Annotated in this window: 17 protein-coding genes; 7 read left to right on the top strand and 10 right to left on the bottom strand. The window is 41.1% G+C overall.

The features are described from left to right. Positions 1–9 precede the first annotated feature (9 nt). The 3 genes from levE to levR all read right to left on the bottom strand — a co-directional run bounded on the left by levE (position 10) and on the right by levR (position 3,935). Positions 10–498: a PTS fructose transporter subunit IIB gene (levE, locus tag AC07VD_RS11255; protein ID WP_029318159.1), complete on the bottom strand. Its 489-nt coding sequence runs from the start codon at positions 496–498 to the stop codon at positions 10–12. Beyond that, positions 498–938, bottom strand: a complete 441-nt coding sequence (gene levD / locus AC07VD_RS11260) for a PTS fructose transporter subunit IIA (protein WP_217018157.1) — start codon at positions 936–938, stop codon at positions 498–500. The genes levE and levD overlap by 1 nt, the downstream gene beginning before the upstream one ends. 189 nt (positions 939–1,127) lie before the next feature. Continuing rightward, positions 1,128–3,935 carry a transcriptional regulator LevR gene (gene levR, locus AC07VD_RS11265; RefSeq protein WP_494721791.1) on the bottom strand — a complete coding sequence of 936 codons (2,808 nt, stop codon included), beginning with the start codon at positions 3,933–3,935 and terminating at the stop codon, positions 1,128–1,130. Positions 3,936–4,491: 556 nt separating this feature from the next. On the opposite strand from levR, the gene AC07VD_RS11270 reads away from it, so the two are divergent. Together AC07VD_RS11270 and AC07VD_RS11275 are read left to right on the top strand one after the other, a co-directional pair. Continuing rightward, positions 4,492–4,632 (top strand): hypothetical protein, encoded by a 141-nt coding sequence (locus AC07VD_RS11270; RefSeq protein ID WP_121517033.1) that lies wholly within the window; start codon positions 4,492–4,494, stop codon positions 4,630–4,632. A gap of 38 nt (positions 4,633–4,670) precedes the next feature. Further along, positions 4,671–6,059 (top strand): amino acid permease, encoded by a 1,389-nt coding sequence (locus AC07VD_RS11275; RefSeq protein ID WP_015483487.1) that lies wholly within the window; start codon positions 4,671–4,673, stop codon positions 6,057–6,059. Between the two features lie 92 nt (positions 6,060–6,151). On the opposite strand, the gene AC07VD_RS11280 is transcribed toward AC07VD_RS11275, so the two are convergent. Continuing rightward, a complete protein-coding gene (locus tag AC07VD_RS11280) occupies positions 6,152–6,784 on the bottom strand; it encodes a LysE family transporter (RefSeq protein ID WP_014477480.1) in 633 nt (210 codons plus the stop codon). A 152-nt stretch (positions 6,785–6,936) separates the two neighbouring features. Here AC07VD_RS11280 and AC07VD_RS11285 point away from each other — a divergent pair, with 152 nt between their 5' ends. The 5 genes from AC07VD_RS11285 (at position 6,937) to AC07VD_RS11305 (ending at position 11,757) form a co-directional block, all read left to right on the top strand. Further along, positions 6,937–7,764: a TrmB family transcriptional regulator gene (locus AC07VD_RS11285; protein WP_015251592.1), complete on the top strand. Its 828-nt coding sequence runs from the start codon at positions 6,937–6,939 to the stop codon at positions 7,762–7,764. 196 nt (positions 7,765–7,960) lie between these two features. Then, positions 7,961–8,461 (top strand): RNA polymerase sigma factor SigV, encoded by a 501-nt coding sequence (sigV, locus tag AC07VD_RS11290; RefSeq protein WP_004398891.1) that lies wholly within the window; start codon positions 7,961–7,963, stop codon positions 8,459–8,461. Continuing rightward, positions 8,461–9,318: an anti-sigma-V factor RsiV gene (rsiV, locus tag AC07VD_RS11295; RefSeq protein WP_095843852.1), complete on the top strand. Its 858-nt coding sequence runs from the start codon at positions 8,461–8,463 to the stop codon at positions 9,316–9,318. Before sigV ends, rsiV begins: the two co-directional genes overlap by 1 nt. 110 nt (positions 9,319–9,428) lie before the next feature. Beyond that, complete coding sequence (gene oatA / locus AC07VD_RS11300) at positions 9,429–11,333, top strand: peptidoglycan O-acetyltransferase OatA (protein WP_494721790.1); 1,905 nt, start codon at positions 9,429–9,431, stop codon at positions 11,331–11,333. A 133-nt stretch (positions 11,334–11,466) separates the two neighbouring features. Next, the gene (locus tag AC07VD_RS11305; RefSeq protein ID WP_017696060.1) at positions 11,467–11,757 is read left to right on the top strand and encodes a YrhK family protein; all 291 of its coding nucleotides are present in this window, start codon (positions 11,467–11,469) and stop codon (positions 11,755–11,757) included. Between the two features lie 243 nt (positions 11,758–12,000). Here the strand turns inward: AC07VD_RS11305 and cypB are convergent, their stop codons facing one another. The 6 genes from cypB to AC07VD_RS11335 all read right to left on the bottom strand — a co-directional run bounded on the left by cypB (position 12,001) and on the right by AC07VD_RS11335 (position 18,373). After that, positions 12,001–15,165: a bifunctional cytochrome P450/NADPH--P450 reductase CypB gene (gene cypB / locus AC07VD_RS11310; protein ID WP_217018140.1), complete on the bottom strand. Its 3,165-nt coding sequence runs from the start codon at positions 15,163–15,165 to the stop codon at positions 12,001–12,003. Positions 15,166–15,181: 16 nt separating this feature from the next. Beyond that, positions 15,182–15,766, bottom strand: a complete 585-nt coding sequence (fatR, locus tag AC07VD_RS11315; RefSeq protein WP_021480200.1) for a transcriptional regulator FatR — start codon at positions 15,764–15,766, stop codon at positions 15,182–15,184. Between the two features lie 221 nt (positions 15,767–15,987). After that, positions 15,988–16,530, bottom strand: coding sequence for a class I SAM-dependent methyltransferase (locus tag AC07VD_RS11320; RefSeq protein WP_217018136.1), 543 nt, complete (start codon positions 16,528–16,530; stop codon positions 15,988–15,990). 188 nt (positions 16,531–16,718) lie between these two features. Next, entirely contained in the window at positions 16,719–16,877 is a 159-nt protein-coding gene (locus AC07VD_RS11325; RefSeq protein WP_014477487.1) for a hypothetical protein, read from the bottom strand. A gap of 156 nt (positions 16,878–17,033) precedes the next feature. Beyond that, positions 17,034–17,183, bottom strand: a complete 150-nt coding sequence (locus AC07VD_RS11330; RefSeq protein WP_004399102.1) for a YrzI family small protein — start codon at positions 17,181–17,183, stop codon at positions 17,034–17,036. A gap of 389 nt (positions 17,184–17,572) precedes the next feature. Next, positions 17,573–18,373, bottom strand: a complete 801-nt coding sequence (locus AC07VD_RS11335; protein WP_130572633.1) for a formate/nitrite transporter family protein — start codon at positions 18,371–18,373, stop codon at positions 17,573–17,575. Positions 18,374–18,557 lie beyond the last annotated feature (184 nt).

Genomic DNA, 18,557 nt, shown 5'->3' on the forward strand with positions numbered 1-18,557 from the left:
TCCCCTTGATTATTTTGTTACGTTCCGTAAAATCTGTACAAAATCCTCACTGGCATCTGAAGGCAGCTGCCTCAATTCCAGTTTCACGCTCTTGTCACTTAATGTTTCAAATGCCTTTATATCTTGTTCTGTGACACTGACTGATTTTGTGATTTGCCTGCGATGATTTTCAAAACGCATTCCCCCGACGTTTACGGTTTTGATCGGTACACCTGCTTCTATAAGAGATACAATATCAGACGGATTTTCAAACAAGAGCATTGCTGTTACGCCTTCGTAGCGCGGACTATGAAATGCTTTTGCCATTTTAGAAACCGAGACGGCACTTGCCTTTACATTTGAAGGAGCAACAGAAAGGATCAGCGTTTTTCTCATTTCGTCCTGAGCAATATCGTCGGAGACAACGATGATTCGGTCGGCTGCATGGACTTTTATCCACCTTGTCAGGATTTGGCCGTGAATAAAGCGGTCATCAATTCTTGCTAACACAATGTTCATCATAATTCATCCTCTCTTGTATCTTGATTGGCTGTTTTTACTTTTTCTAAATGTTCACTGCACACTTGAAAGCTTTGCTGACTCATTGCTTTTAAGTTGTTCAGCAAATCTTTGAGAACCAGATGTTCTCTCAGGCTTAATACCTCCAGCAGAATCGGCAGGTTTACGCCGGCTGCCATATCCATTCTTTGATCCTCAGCAATAAAGGAAGCTGCCGCGTTATATGGCGTCCCTCCAAAAATATCGACTAAAAAAAGCACTTCATGTTCTTCCGGGATATCCTTGAGCGCCTGATGATATTTTTCTTGCAGCGTTTGTATTCCTTCCCCTTTAAAAAACGGCACTGCAATCAGGTTATTTTCTTCACCGAATATCATCCCTGAAGATTCTTTTAATGCTATGGGAAAATCTCCATGACCGCTGATAATAACTGAAATCATATCTATTGCTCCTTTCCTGTTTTGTACATCCATATATAATGCAAGGATCGTGCCAACACAGTTGCGTTAAGCGTTTTCATTGTTATTTCAGCCAATAGCAATTTGTTGTCGAAACACTTAAAACGAAAAAAATAAACCTGTATTAAAATGGTGTTCCATTTAATACAGGTTCATATAAAAAAACTGTTTTTAAAACAGCTGGCCATGCACTTCTTCAGCAAATATGGCGGCTATAAATAATTTTTCATCATCACTTATGCGAAGTCCGAGCTTTTCTTCATAAGGGGCTAATGTTCGTTCTGTCACGTACACCATTTCCTTCAGCTGATCATTGATCTCTTCTTCCTCCGAGAAAGCGATCGGATTCTGCTTAATTACCCTTTCAAAGGCGAAAGCCGTGTGCATAATGACTTTGATCAAAACCGCATTATTGAAAATGACCCCCAGCTCATCTTGAACGGTTTGCAGCCACTCCAATAACATTTCGATCACATGGTGGGGATTCAAGAAGACAAGGTATTTTTTCAGGCTATCCTCGCAAAGCTCCCTGACAATAATATTTGCTTCGTTCAATCCATTGCTCAAGGGGATGCTTCCTTTTGTAATCGCCTGTTGAATCAGCTTCTCTCCCTCCCCTTCAATTAACACTTCTAAAGATACATGCGGAGCATTGATTTTAGGGTCTTTCGTTCCGACTGTCGCAAGGATTTCATACTCTTTTTCGATTTCTTTTATGCTGTTGGCCAGTTTAATCGATGATACGGTCAATATGTGAATCGGGGTATCGGAGGCCTTGTTTACGATCGTGGTTAGAATGTCTTCCAGCTTTTTGGCCGTTCCGCTGCCCGTCGTGCAGATGGATACCAATGCCTTCTTTTTGCCGGATGCCGCTGGCTGACGCTCCCACAGCTCGATAAAATCCTTCGTGACCGATTGATAGATCGCATGCAAATTTAAATTCAAATAGTTGACCTTTCTGACAGCATCCAGCACCATTGAAGTCGTAACATTGCTGATCGTTTTGATGGAAATACCTGTCTTTTCCTCCAGCCTGCTTTCCAGCATTGCAAGCGACCCCATGTCTACCAGCATTAAAACACCTTCGCCTTCATCAACCTGTTTCATTTTTTCCGCTACGCATTCAAGAATGTCCGAAGGTGAAACAGAAAGCGGCATGTCAACTGCTGCAATCGGCGTGCTCCCTAGCAGTTCTGTCGCAACTTCAACCATTGAACTCGCCGTACTGTTTCCATGAGCAGCCACGATAATTCCGACTCTTTTGTTCTCTTTTAACGATTTGATGGAATGGATTAACATCGTTAAGTAGATGACTTCTATTTCAGGAATAGCCACTTTAAAATATTCCTGAATTTTATCTTTAAAAATCATCGCCACCCGATATTCTTTCACATGAGTATCACGAATTTCATCCGTCTCCTGTGTATTTAAAACATCAATTTGCTTTCCTCGCTTTAAAAATGCGTCAATATGCATACTCAAGAAATAAATAAACTTGCGGTCAAATGTACAATCCAGCTCATGTTCAGCTATTTCTTTTAACTGTTTTGTCATTTGAATCACGTCATCTTCAACGAATGTCAGCAGGTTGTCTTTTTGAAAAGCTTGATGATGAAAAAAACTTCTGACATGCAAATGGACATCAGTCAAGATGTATTGGTTAATATCCTTTTTGGATAAACCTTCTTTCATAAGCGTTTTCACTTTTTCCTCAATCAAATGATATAAGTTAAATGAGAGGTCTTCGTCAATTTTTGTTGTTTCATCTTCTACAATCGGAGAGATAATCGTTGTAATATTGACATATTCAGAAATGGCTTTGCTTCTTTGCATGTTTTTGCTGCTGGACATCCATTCTTGCTTGATTTCATCAGGCAGATCGCGAACAGTCAGTTCAATAACCTCATTTCTGTCAAGGTTATGCAAAAATCCGTGTGCGCAAACTAACTGGACATTTGATTTCAGCTGTCCGACATTCCCAAATTTCGCAGAGTGAATAAGCGCATTATAGACATCGATATGCACACTCAGATTCTTCTTAATCCGCTCTGCTTCTTTCCCTAATAAAAACGTCGTCAGATCCACTCTTTCTTTAAGCGATCGTTCTTCAAGCGAAGGAATATGAATGGTCATTGGGATTCTTCGCAAAAACGTTTTCAATAGTGCAGAACTCGGATTTTCTGTAGTCGCACAAATAAACAATACGTTCGATGTTCGTTTATGTTCAGATTCTCCAAGCCTGTTATAAGAACCGCTGTCAATAAAATAAAACAGCATTTCTTGTCCCTCGGGAGGGAGACGGTGGATTTCATCCATAAAAAGAATGCCCCCATTGGCCTGTTCGACTAAACCTGCCTTATCCTCGGCAGCACCTGTAAATGAACCTTTTTTGTGTCCGAATAATTGAGAAAGCAATAATTGAGGGTTGTTGTAGTAGTCTGCACAGTTAAATGTAATAAATGGTGCGCCGGTCTTCAATATGTCAGAGTAAATGGCAAACTGGTAAATTCGGTTCGCAAAAAGGGATTTACCGGAACCAGTCGGCCCTAGGAGGAGCATATGCAGACCGTTCGGCGGATAAAAGACAGCTGCTTTTGCCTGGGAGATCGCTTTCTTCAAACTCCCTTTTGCCCCTATCATAAGCTCTAGGGGATTCGTGGAAATGTGTTGATGATTTTGCTTTGAATTTCCGGAAAACGCCTGAAGGTCTTTCACTTCCATCATCTCTGTATCCCATTTCTTGTTGAATAATTTTTCTGCTATCTCGACTGGGATGTATCTTACAGGAAACGTTTTAATTTTGATGACCTTTTTGGACCGGACGAGATTGTTCAATTCAAAGCTGACATTGGACCGCTCCATTTTCAGCTGCTCGGCAATCTCCTTTGCTGAATTCCCTTGTATTTTTAATAGATGATCTAAGGTTGAATCATGAAAATTATGCATGAGCTGATGGTATATTTTATCTATTCTTCTCACGTCTATCATCCTTTGTCCTTATTAGATAAGCCATTAACAAGAATATTTCGAAACTTTATAGTCCGCGTTGAGATTATCTGCTGATACACGTTCAAAAAGGTCTCTATAGCAGATTGACAAAGCTGGCTTTTATGCATATATGTTTACATTTCGAATCATTTGCAACTCATATTAGTATGATAGATTCGCGGTTCTGGAGGGCCAGTCCCCTTCAAAAGTAATAATCAGTAAACAGTTTATCATTCTTGGGGAATGTAATGATGTCAAAATCATCAATGACAAAAAATGAATCTTATAGATCAGGACAATTTTCCTAAATATACCCCCTTAGGTTCGTTCACAACAAAAAAGACGGACACTCTATGTGACCGCCGCAGTATTACAATATGCAAAACTTCGTCATTTTTGCAATCCACCTTGAAGGCTAAGGAATCTGTAAGCTTAAAAACTTTATCTCCGATTCTCTCGATTTGATCCCCCCTGCAGGCCTCAATCATAGTGGGTATGCAATTATACAAATCGTTACCGATTAAAACTAGCCTGTCAGATTGTCCAAATGACTTTCCTGTTTTACTCTGCTATTCAGGTAGAATCACGAGTGAAAAATAGAGCCAGAAGACATGTAACAGCACTTAAAATAGTTTTAAAATTTAAAAATAAAAGTATCTATTCTTTTAAATGTTATAATATCCGATAAAACTTTACTCATCTTTTTATTACTGGAGGAAAATAAAATTGATAGGCAATTCTAGCAAAGACAATTTTGGCCAGCAACAGAAATTGTCTAGAGGCCTTAAAAACAGGCATATACAATTAATGGCGATTGGAGGTGCAATCGGTACAGGTTTATTTTTAGGTTCAGGTAAATCCATCCACTTTGCAGGACCATCCATTTTATTTGCTTACTTGATCACCGGCGTATTTTGCTTTTTCATTATGCGTTCGCTCGGAGAACTGCTCTTATCAAATGCGGGATACCACTCTTTTGTTGATTTTGTAAGGGACTATTTAGGAAACATGGCAGCATTTATCACTGGGTGGACCTACTGGTTCTGTTGGATTTCCCTCGCGATGGCTGATTTAACGGCGGTCGGCATTTATACGCAATATTGGCTTCCCGATGTGCCTCAATGGCTGCCGGGTCTTCTTGCGCTTATTATCCTGCTGATCATGAACCTTGCCACCGTTAAACTTTTCGGAGAATTAGAATTTTGGTTTGCATTGATCAAAGTCATTGCCATACTGGCTCTGATCGTAACTGGCATTTTCCTGATTGCGAAAGGTTTTTCCGCAGCTTCCGGCCCTGCCAGCCTCACCAACCTTTGGAGCCACGGCGGCATGTTCCCAAATGGATGGCATGGGTTTATCCTATCGTTCCAAATGGTCGTCTTCGCTTTCGTGGGTATTGAACTTGTTGGACTGACAGCAGGTGAAACAGAAAATCCCCAAAAAGTGATCCCTAAAGCCATCAATCAAATCCCTGTCCGGATTTTACTTTTTTATGTTGGCGCACTTTTCGTGATTATGTGTATTTATCCTTGGAATGTGTTGAATCCAAACGAAAGCCCATTTGTTCAGGTCTTCTCTGCAGTAGGCATCGTTGTGGCTGCCAGTTTGATCAATTTTGTTGTATTAACATCAGCCGCGTCAGCTGCAAATAGCGCTTTATTCAGCACAAGCCGAATGGTCTATTCACTTGCAAAGGATCATCACGCACCTGGACTTTTAAAGAAATTAACTTCTTCTAACGTGCCAAGCAATGCGCTGTTCTTTTCATCCGTCGCCATTCTGATTGGCGTTAGTCTGAATTATTTAATGCCCGAGCAAGTCTTCACACTGATTACAAGTGTTTCTACAATATGCTTCATTTTTATTTGGGGCATCACGGTGATTTGCCATTTGAAATATCGAAAAACAAGGCAGCATGAAGCGAAAGCAAACAAATTCAAAATGCCTTTTTACCCATTATCCAACTATTTAACACTTGCATTTCTCGCGTTCATTCTTGTCATATTGGCACTGGCGAATGATACACGTATTGCTTTGTTTGTCACCCCGGTCTGGTTTGTTTTATTGATTATTTTGTACAAGGTGCAAACCCGCAGAGGACATAAGATGAAATAAAAAAAGACAAGGGATACTCACTCCCTTGTCTTTTTTATGGGTCAAACACAAATTAAACTTTGGTTTCAAATTTCATTCACTTCATTTAAGTGTTAACTCAAACCAGTTTTGATGCCGAAACCTACTAATATTATTCCGGTAATTTTTTGAAACACTTTCTGGAACTTCGAGTTTTTCATCCATTTTTTTGCGTAATCAATAATATAAACAAGAAACAGGAACCACAACACCGCTAATAAGGTTAGGATTGAAGCTAAAATAATGAGCTGCTGGTTTATATTTCCGTTCAAATTGATAAATTGGGGCATGATTGTAACATACACCAAAACAGTTTTAGGATTGAGAATGTTACTGAGTGATCCCTGCATAAAGGAAGTTTTATAATAACGTTTCGGAGAACTTGCCATATTTTTTGCTTGGGATTGCATGTCATCTAACGAAAACATACTTTTAGCAAAAAAACTTTTTACACCTAAATAAATTAAGTATGCCGCTCCCAAATATTTGATCGTTGTGAAAAGAATCACTGACTTTGCGATCACCACTGATAATCCTAAAATGGCAATTACCGTCCAAAAGGAAAGTCCTGTCGCCAATCCGAGAATGTTATAACGGCCGGCTTTCGGGCCATACCTAAGCGTATTTTTCATCACAAGCATCGTATCTGCCCCCGGCATGATAACCATCATGGCAGCGATCGGTATGTATGCGAGTAAGCTGTGCATTGTTCTCTCCCCCTTTAAAAATCCCCTCAATAATATAGTGACTACAAAAGTAACTACTTATAAAAGTGTATCAATGCGTTTGGAATAAATCAATATGGTTTGTTAAAATAGCGATTACTAAGGCAGCGATTGCTCTTTATATTGGAGGATATATGAAAGAAAATATGTTAGACATTTTAAAAAACCTCAATTTTACAGAATATGAATCGAAAGCGTATTTGGCATTATTGCAAGAATCACCTTTAACAGGCTATGCCGTTGCCAAAAAATCCGGAGTGCCCCGTTCTAAAATTTATGAAGTCTTGGAAAGCCTTGTCATAAGGGGAGATGTTTTTGTCAGTCATGGAAATACGCCTCAGTATGTTCCAGTCCCCGCAAAAGAACTGATTAAAAACCGCCGGCTCAAAGCGGAAGAGCATTTTGATCAGGCTGAGAAATATTTTGAAAAGTTCGAGCAGACTGCTAATGACCGGGAAAACATCTGGAATATCACCGGCCGCAGTGAAATTCTTGAAAAGGTGAAGGCTTGTATCTTATCTGCCAAAAAAAGAATCCTTTTAGAAATATGGAAAGAGGATTTTGAGGAGATAGAATCAGAGCTCAAACATGCGGCAGATCAAGGCGTTATTGTCACCATTATTGCGTACGGAGACATCGTATCTGATTTTGCCAATGTTTACCTTCATGATATGAGCAGTGAAATTACAGAAGAGTATGACGGACGGTGGCTTGTCTATAGCGGAGATGATTCAGAAGTAGTAGCGGGCATTGTCTCACTTGGCAACGACAGCCGTGCTGCATGGACGATGCATGTAGGGTTAGTCATGCCTATTACTGAAGTGATCATTCATGATCTGTACCTCATGGAAATTCTGAAAAAGCATAGAGAGCTTTTAGAAGAGAGCTTCGGGAAAAATCTCATCCAGTTGCGCCGTAAATTTTCTATTCACTCAGATTTCAAAAAACATTATTTGGAATAATGTTTGGCATCTCTTACCCCAAAAACAAGGCTTGTACAAAACAAGCCTTGTTTTTTTTATGCATAACCCCCCATGCTGATTTACTTCTCTCTTTTAAAAAAATGTGATTCTGCACAAACTATTTTTCAGCCTGCCGCGTCTATCCTAGGTAACAGCCTACGATATACGTATATTCAAAAAGGAGCCCTTTATTGCAATGAAGAAAAAACAAACAACAAAAGCGTTGCTTGTCACATGCATAACTGACCATAAGCAAGATTTCTACAGGTTGGCTTTCAGTTATGTAAAAAATCAAGATGACGCATTAGATATTGTTCAAGAATCTATAAAAAAAGCGCTGAGCTCAGTTGAAACGGTCAGGAACCCTGAGACGATAAAAAGTTGGTTTTATAAAATTTTAGTACGGACAGCCATTGATTTTTTGCGCAAACAAAAAAAGATAAGAGTGATGGACGACGAAACGATAGAATTTTTAAGCAAAGGAAAGGAAGACCATTACAAGGATACTGATCTCCATGAAGCGCTTGACGAATTGCCGTACCGCTATAAAACCATTATTATTTTACGTTTTTTTGAAGACCTCAAATTAGAAGAAATTGCGGAAATTACAGGAGAAAACACGAATACCGTCAAAACGCGCCTATACAGAGCATTGAAGCTGATGCGCATTCAGTTGACGAAGGAGGATCTTTCTTAATGGATAAGAGATTACAGCAATTAAGAGAAGAATATAAAAATGTTCAGATTCCTAAAGAATTGGATATCATTGTTGAAAAAGCCCTTCAGCAAGAACCAAAAAAGAAAAGAATCGTCATGTGGCCGACATCAGCAGCAATCGCTGCAGCTATTTTATTCACTGCGCTTGTTAATATCAACCCGGACGCCGCTCAGGCTATGTCAAAGATCCCTGTCATCGGCAAAATCGTCAAAGCGATCACCTTTATTGAAATCAAAGAGGAAAAAGACCAATCAAGCATTGATGTCAAAACACCTGCTTTGTCCGGACTTTCTAATAAAGAGCTTGAAAACAGCATTAACGAGAAATACTTGAAAGAAAGCCAGCAGCTGTATAAAGAGTTTATACAGTCCACATCCCAAAACAAAAAAGGGCATCTCAGCATCTACAGTGATTACGAGACGGTCACAGACACGCCAGATTTACTCTCTATCCGGCGCAATATTGAAACAACACAAGCATCTTCCTACACACAAAGCCGTTATATTACAATTGACAAAAAGAATGATATTTTACTTACATTAAAAAGCTTATTCAAAGATGAGCGCTATATCAAAGTCATCAGTCAAAACATCAAAGAACAAATGAAACAGCAAATGAAGGAAGATCCAAATAAAATATATTGGCTCACTGACGAAGATGCAGAACCGTTCAAAACGATTCTTCCTGATCAGACGTTTTACATTACTGAAGACCATAAACTTGTGATCTCATTTGACGAATATGAAGTCGCCCCCGGCTATATGGGCGTTACCGAGTTTACAATTCCAACCAGCGTCATTTCAAACTTGCTCGTGGGAGAACGTTATATTCGATAAAATAAAAACATCCATCTAAGATTATGGATGTTTTCTCTCTTCTCTATTCGAGGTCGTAACCTCGCTATCAAAAACAACGAGAATATTTGCATACTATTGGAGGAATACCCATGTATCACAAGACACAGCATCATCGATACATCCCTGGACTTGATGGCCTTCGGGCTTTTGCCGTCCTGTCAGTTATCGCTTATCACCTAAATTTCAATTGGGCTAACGGAGGTTTTATCGGAGTTGATATCTTTTTTGTTTTATCCGGATATTTGATTACATCTATTCTATTACCGGCATATGGAAATGATATCAATCTTGATTTTCGGGACTTTTGGGTGCGCCGCATTCGGCGGCTTCTGCCGGCAGCGTACCTTATGATCTTTTCCACTGTTGTGTGGGTCGTATTGTTTGATCGAGAACTATTGCACACTCTACGTGGAGATGCGATCTCTTCTCTCTTTTATATGAGCAATTGGTGGTTTATTTTTCACAAGCTATCATATTTTGATAGTTTCGGTTCCCCATCACCTCTAAAAAACCTTTGGTCGCTGGCGATTGAAGAACAATTTTATATCATATGGCCGATGTTCTTAGTTGTTGGAATGTACATAATGAAAAGCCGCGCCAGATTGGCTGCGGTGATATCATTGCTTGCGCTTTGTTCAGCCGTGATGATGAGCGTACTGTATGAACCTGGCGGAGATCCGAGCCGCGTTTACTATGGCACAGACACTCGTTCGTTTGGACTTCTCATCGGATGTGCCTTGGCTTTGGTATGGCCGATGAAAAGGCTGTCTTCCAACAGGCTGCCTAGCAAACTGAAGCACACTTTGCACGCCACCGAATTTTCGGCATTTTGTATATTAGTGTTGTGTGTCTATTTCACAGATGAATACGAGCCTTTTCTTTACAGAGGCGGAATGCTATTCATTAGCGTGACTGCCGCAATCCTTATTGCATGTGTTTGCCATCCGAGCAGCTTTTTAGGCAATCTGCTTTCATGGAGGCCGCTTCGGTGGCTTGGAACGAGGTCTTACGGAATTTATCTTTGGCACTACCCTGTTATTGTGTTAAGCACGCCAGTTCAAGAAATCGGAAACCCTGTTTTTTGGCATATCGTGCTAAAGGTCATTGTGACATGTATACTTGCCGAGCTTTCCTACCATTTTATTGAGAAGCCGATACGGACACAGGGATTCAGGTCATTTTTCCGCCGTGTTTTTATACATAGAATCAAGGAATGGAAAACGACATCTGTCATCAGCAAAATGTCAATTGGTTTCATCATTTTCGCTATACTTATTTTTGCAGGCGGGCTGTCAGGGCTAGCCGGCGAGCAAAAGCACCCTACCAAATGGACATATAGCTCACAAGAAACAAATGCTGACACCAGCCATGCTTCTGGGGATAAAAAGAACGCTGCAGCAGATAAAAAACACAATCCTGAACAAAAGACAACAGAATCCGATCAACGTCAAAAGGAAAACAAAGATAGTGGGCAAGAGACTCATAAAAAGAAAGACACGCAATCTCAACAGGCGAAAAAACCAGCAGACACTGCGAAAGAGGTGTTAGCTATAGGAGATTCCGTCATGCTTGATATTTCTTCACACCTGCGTCAGTCACTTTCACATGTGACGATTGATGGAAAGGTGGGGAGACAAATGTCTCAAGCTTTGGAACTCGCAAGGGAATACAAGTCTTTTAATCAGCCGAACAAGGCTGTCATCATTGAGCTTGGAACCAATGGCTACTTTACAAACAGCCAAATCGAACAACTGCTTCAATCTTTCTCAAAAGCTCATATCTATCTTGTCAATACACGGGTTCCCCGCCAATGGGAAAGCAAGGTAAATGAATCTTTGCAGCAACAGGCCCACGCACATCAAAATGTTACGTTAGTTGACTGGCATACAGAAGCTCTTCAGCATCCAGAATATTTTACCCCTGATGGTGTTCACTTGGTTCCTAAAGGGGCAAAAGCTTTGACTGCTCTTATTGTTCAGGCGATGAAATCGTAAAAAAGAGATCCTATGCGGATTACTTTTTCACTTTAGTTTCTGATCGTTGATTATGTCTCCTTTCAGCAAGGCAGCCCTTATGTTTACATTCCGTTTACGTAAGGGTAAGCCAAAATAGAATGGAGGGATGATGGTGACAGTAAATGAAGAACATGACATCCAAAAAGAGCTGAAACGATATGAACTTTTTTTCAAAAAACGATATAAGATTCTTTATACAGTAAACGATTTTATTATTGGTGCTTTGTTTCTCGTCGGGAGCTTTTTCTTTTTTTATGACCGATTAATGTCGGCAGGGATATGGCTGTTTGCGATCGGAAGCTTGCTGCTGTTAATCAGGCCCACGATCCGGCTGATTCATGACTTTCATTACCGTAAGCATGTGGAACGGCAATTCAAGCATCAATCTTCAACAGATGACTGATCTTGAGGAATAAAAAAGTACAAAATGCCAAAAGCCTGAGTTGAAAATCAAAAACAAGACTTTTAGACTATTTATTTTTAAAAATAAGGTAAAAAGAACTAAACTTTTGCCTCTGCATGACGATATGAATAATAAGGCCGGCGCGATACTCCCTATAACATCCTTTTCAGTAGATTTCATTATCGTGCCGGTTTTCTCACATGCAAATCAATCCCGCCAATCAGATTGGCGGGATTTTATATTTTACATTCCTGTCCAAACGTCTTTTACATAACGTTTTTGATCTTGCAGCTTTTGCAGCCATTCAGCTGATTCTTCCTGACTTGCTCCTTTTTCAGCTTCATACGCCAATCGCAAAGTTTTCTCTACATCAGGAGCCATTTGCGATCCATCACCGCATACGTAAATATGAGCCCCTTTTTCAATGAGTGTCATCAATTTCTGCGTATCTTGCTTGAGCAAGTGCTGGACATATCCTTTTGGTTCGTTTTCGACGCGCGAGTAGCATCGGCGGATTGTGACCAAACCGTCCTGTTCCGCTTGATCCAGCTCTTCTCTGTAAAGGTCGTCATGGTCCGGGCGGCGGCAGCCGAAGTATAAAAGTGCTTCACCAAGGGTGCTTCCTTCCTTCTTCAAAACCGATCTTGCCTGAATAAAGCCCCTGAATGGCGCAATTCCTGTGCCCGGCCCGACCATAATCATAGGCGTTTCAGGCTCATCCGGCATCTGGAATCCGGACTGCGGGGTACGAATGAAACAGGCTGCTGCATCACCTGTATTCAATTCTGCTAAATAATTAGAGGCGACACCCCGGTATTCACCTCGGCCGCTCCATGCTGAGGCTTTCACAACTCCTACCGTCATGCTCACGATATTTGCATGAACTTTCGGTGAACTTGAAATGGAATAGTATCTCGGTTTTAATGATGGCAAAAGTGCTAAAAACCGTTCAAACGGCATTTCGCAGGCAGGATAATCCTCTAAAAAATCAAGCATGGTAAGACGTTTTGCAAGTACCTGCTCTTTGTAAATGCCATCATCTGAAACGAGCTGTTCCAGCTCTTTTTGATGCGGCGGACAGACTGTATAAGAGGCCAGCTCCCGAAGCTGAAGCCTTGATGCCGGTTCCTGCAGCTCTACATAGGACGACAATAAATCCGCTACTTTGATCGGGCGATCCATCGGCAGATGAGACATATGAGCGCTTCCGCTTACTTTTATCACATAATTGGACTGCAAACCGAATCGGCTGAGAACCCGCTGAACAAGCTCCCTGCTGTTCTTCGGCAGGATTCCGATATGATCGCCTTCTTTATATGTTTTACCAGCCGGAATTTCCAATTCAATATGGCGGGTTGAACGCGTACTGTCAGCTGTCTGGAGTTCTCGATTCCCTAACACAATCCCTTCAAACGCGCCATATGCTTTAGCAACCGGCGTTTCCGTCGCTTCACTGAGAAAAGTAATCGATAATGAAGGCCTGTCTTCTTTCTGGGCTAATTCGTTAATATCAAATGCGTCCATCGTTTCCTTCCAGAAGCGGTTTTCCCAAGACTCGCGATGGCTTTCAAAATCATCGGCGGCGTCACCTTCCCCAATCGCTGTTAAACGCGATGCCCCCTTTGCTTTCATCATGTCATCAATCAGGCGGGGAATCCGCTGATACGTGCTGGCCCAGCTCCGGTTCCCGCAGCCGAATACCGCATAGGAAACACCTTTCAATTGGCCTTCCTCAAGTTCTTTCAGCCACTCTACAAAGCCGGCAGCATTATCAGGCGGCGCCCCATTATAAGAAGCCGTTACAATGACGACTGCCCCTTCTTCAGGGAGCTTGCCGATATAATCATCAAGCGGAGCCGTTTCAGCTGTAAAGCCCATCTGGCGGCCTTGAGCAGCCAATTCACCGGCTATTCCCTCAGCTGTCCCAAGATTTGAACCGTAAAGAACAAGTAAAGGTGTGCCGTGTTTAGGTTTGGTTTCTTTTGGCTTTGTTTCTGATTTGATGTCTGCCTGTTCTTTTCTCTGTACATTGATTGCCGCTGTTTTTCGCGGTTTCACAGTAATTTTAAAATCATCCGGCTTGATCGTTAATGCTTCTTTGATTTTTAGTTCGTAGCCAGTATGGTTTATCAATTCAAAATGCTTTAATACAAGACCGAGAACCATTGTCGCTTCTTGAAGAGCAAACTGCATGCCAATACAAGCGCGCTGTCCGTTTCCAAACGGCTTATACGCATGGTGAGGGATACTTGAAGGATCCTCAAACCGTTCCGGACGGAAATCTTCCGCATCCGGTCCCCAAGCGTTTTGATCCCGGTGCAGTTTTGGAATTAAAACAGTGACTGGCTGCCCTTTACTGATCGGATATTCCCCGCCTAGAACAGTATCCTCCTTCGCATATAGAGAAAAAGCCGGAGCTGTTGGATACAGTCTGAGGGTTTCATTTAAAACCATCCGAATGTATTTGAGCTGCTGGATTTGTTTATATTCAGGCGTGTCATCCGTTAACACGCGATCCGCTTCCTCCTGAGCTTTTTTCAGTTTTTCCGGATGTGTAAGCAGACAATAAATCGCAAAGGATAGCAACCCGCTTGTTGTCTCATGTCCAGCAATTAAAAATGTGATGATTTGGTATCGAATGTTTTCGTCATCCAGCGTTTCACCCGTTACTGGATCTTTGGCATAAAGCATGAGAGACAAGAGATCCTTAATGTTTTCATCCGGATTCGCCTTTCGCTCCGCTATCATTCTATCAACCAGGGAGTTCATGACTTCTATATCCTTTTGGAACTGCAGCTTCGTTTTCACCATCATTTTATCTTGCAGGCCCAGTCTTTTCGATTGATTCATCGCCTCTTTTAAGGCACGGAGCATACTGGTGATAAACGGATGCTGTGAATCACGGTAAAAGCTGTTGAATCGATAGTTAAACCCGCATAACCCAATCGTATCAAGCGTCAGACGTGTCATATCGTCCGCTACATCAATTTCTTCATTAGGGTTTAACCGGCTCCACTTTTGAATCAGCTGAGTTGCGATATCCAGCATCATAGAATGATAGCCTTTCATCGCTTTTTGACTAAAACTCGGCAGCAAAATGCGGTGGGCTTTTTGCCAGTTCGGTTCGTGCGTCCAACTTGTAAATAAGCCATCTCCCCCGAACTCACGCACCTTTTGCAAGCCTTTGCCAAGGTTCTTGTCAAAGCGGCTTTCATCACATACTTCAGCCACAAAATTGTGGCCCGAGACAAAAACACTGGATACTCCCGGAAAATCAAAACGGAAAATCGGTCCCAATTCATCAGCTATCCGCCATAAGGATTGAGAAAGCTGTTCTTTTTCCAGATGCGGAAGATTTTTTAAAGGTCCGTATGTTTTGGGCTGAGGTATTGCGCTTGCCTGTTTCATTAACATCTCCCCTTCCTTATTTTTGTGATGAATGAAGCTTAATGGCGTCCCAGCAGCATTGTTCCAATTCAGTAATTAAATCAGTGTCCATCTCTATATCACCTGTTTGGACGAGCTGATATATCTTGAGAAACGCCCCTAATACAATCGCAATTAACACATTAGAGGGCAGGCTGCGAATCACGCCTTCCGCTTTTCCCTTATTAAAATAGTCATCAAGCATTTGAGTCAGATTTTCTATCATTTTTTTGCTTGTATGATTTAAGTAATGAGCATCTTTTTTGGTTTCAAGAAAAAAAAGCGCATAGTCGCTCTCTTTCGTAAACTGAACGAGACAGCAAAATACGTGGTGAAAGCCTTCTCTGACAGGCAATTCTGAAACATCTTGCTTCAGTTTTTCCGTAAATCGCTGGATGCTTTCTTGAAACAGTACGTTGACGAGTGTTTCTTTGCTGTCAAAATAACGATAGATCGTTCCTGTCCCTACATGAGCACGTTCAGCTATCATAGGAATAGTGGTAGCGTCAAAACCCCTTTCCGTAAAAAGTGAGACCGACGCTTTCATAATCATGTCGTATTTACTGCTGGATGCGGATAACATGTAATCTACAACCTCCGATTCGTTTGCGGAATGAATATTCATTCCTATTGTTCATAAAGAATGTCTGCCCTGTCTGAAATCACCTCTTTGTTCTTTCTTCTGTTATAAGTTTATATGAAAAAAACTTTTTTTAATATAAAGTATATGCAAAAAATAAAAAATTAAGAAAATATACCCAAATCCTAATGCGAGGATCTTGGATATATTTCCCGAGAAATTTTTTATTTAACAGCCACAATACATAGACAGGAATCACGCCTGATAACAGAAAGATCCCTGAAATGCTGGTCTTTCAGCAGTTGAATATACGTTTTCTCTTTTTCACCGGTATTTGTGTCAATACTGATATAAAACCGGCCGTCAATTTGAAGCACCCTGTAAATTTCTCTTAATGCAAGCCTAATATCGGTGCAGCTCTGAACCGTATGTAAAGAAAAGACTTTATTAAAGGTACGGTCATCAAAGGGAATGTCCTCTGGATAGCCATGAAAAACCTCCCCGTTCCCCATGTTCTTTCGATTCGCACGTAATATCTGTCTTACCTTTCGCTTTGAAGGATCAATGCTTTTTAGGCTTCCCTTTTCTAGTTTCTTGGTTATGCTTTTAAAGACAGTGCCATTCCCAATTCCAATTTCTAAAATTCTGTCATTTTCTTGTATATCTATAGAGTCAATCATCATATGCTCAATTGTTTTGGTTAGCTTATATTTCCGAGAAAATAATTTCCAAAAATTCGATCGTTTATAGAGTCTATTTTCTAGCATTTTAAACACCTGCTTTTGGTTTCCTATGTTTATTTATTATATTCAAAAAATAAACATCATCTTCATTCTAAAAGTGAAGGAAGGTACCAACTAGACGGCAATGTATTGAAAAATGTTTCAATAGAACTAAACTTTTTCATTTTTTTCCGCAAAAAAAAGCAGAAAACAAAATGTTTTCTGCCCTCTTTCTAATGCCAATGATAAGGGAATGCAAACAGCCTTTGCTGCTGCATTGCCATCAGCCTCTGCTGTCGGAATGGATTTCCATAACCATGTTTGAAGGAATGCGGCATGGACGCATAACCATGGCCAATCGACGGCAGCCTTTTTTGATAATCGTTCATCATGCCATCACCTGCCTCACAGTAACGTTGATTTATTGTATGCAGGCAGGCATTTTCTTGACAGCTGTTTCGCTAAACTTGGTCCTTCTCCATTGTATAATGCATCAATAATTCCATTCTAAGCATATGCCATTCCCCCTTCAGTTTTTTTCGTTGCTTTTAGCGCCAGTTTGTTAAATAAAGATGCTTTAACTGAGACTCTTTCATTTCATCATAAATCTGCTCAATCTGCTGTTCTCGTTCGAATTCTTCCAGGCTTTTAAACCTTTTTTTTATCGTTAACGTTAAAAAGAATAGGTTAATCGTCATATCGCTCACCCCCTTTCAAAGTCCGCATCAAGCGAAATAACCCGCGGCACACCCCTTCTGCCGCGGGCAAATAAAAACCGCAGACAAAAGAAGACACCAATGCCTCTACTGCCTGCGGGGAGTTGCGTATGTCCGACTATTCCGAATTTAATGCGTGCGATAAGCATCGGTTAAGGAAGGACACGAACTCTTCCACAGGCTGAATAAACTATGAACTTTTACATGTGTATCACGTACAGGTTGACGTCGTTGTCTCATTGTCATTTTGGTTCAGCCTCCTTTGCTTTTTTCTTACTTTGTAAGTATATCCACCAAATTCCATTTTGTAAACATCTTTTTCTAAAAATGGACGGAAATTGTGCAAATCATCGAATGGATTTGCCCGTTGGTCATGACACCTGCTTCATTTCTTTTCTGGAGCGGTCTTTCTTATGATATGCAATAAAATAAATGAGACCGACAAATACAGCTCCGCCGATGACATTACCGATAAAAGCCGGAATGATGTTTCCGATGAACTGCCCCCACGTGAATGAGCCTGCAAAAATGGCAGCAGGAATCACAAACATGTTGGCGACAACGTGCTGAAATCCGATAGCCACAAAAGCCATGATTGGGAACCAGATGCCAAGGATTTTTCCTGCTGCGTCTTGGGCGCCGAAAGAAAGCCACACTGCAAGACATACAAGCCAGTTACAGCCGATGCCGGAAATGAGAACCTTGCCAAAGCTCATATCAAGCTTTCCTTGGGCAACGGCAATCGTTTTTTCTAAATAAGGACCTGTTTCAGTCAATCCAACCAAATGCCCGAAAAAGTACGCAACAAACAATGCGCCGATTAAGTTCATAATTGTGACGATTCCCCAGTTAATCGCCAACTCTTTTACTGATATTTTTCTCGAAAATAACGCCATCGCAACTGACATCATATTGCCTGTGATCAGTTCAGCGCCAGCGAGAACGACAAGGATCAGGCCGACTGGAAATACTGCTGCACCAATTAAACTGGACAGGCTCCCCCATTCTTTCGGAAGATCGCCGATTACCCTGATATCAAGCAAATACCCAAGCGCGATAAATGCACCGCCTAAAAACCCCAGCACAAGCAGTGACGGCAGCGGGAGCTTTATTTTTTTCATCCCTGCTTCAATTGTTGCTTCCGCTATTTCATCCGGTTTTCGAAAAGCCATAATAAAACGCCTCCATTACTTCTTCTTTTCTCACAGTTATGCAAGAAAGGCAATAAAAAAGGCAGCACTCAAATAACCTGTGTCAAACCAGGCGTTTGAATGCTGCCTAACTTGTATGCATACCCATACAACAATATCAAGCAGTATGTAAGATATTGAAAGAGAATATATACAGATCGTGCAT

This window comes from Bacillus sp. GW821-FHT01G09 (genome assembly GCF_059422205.1).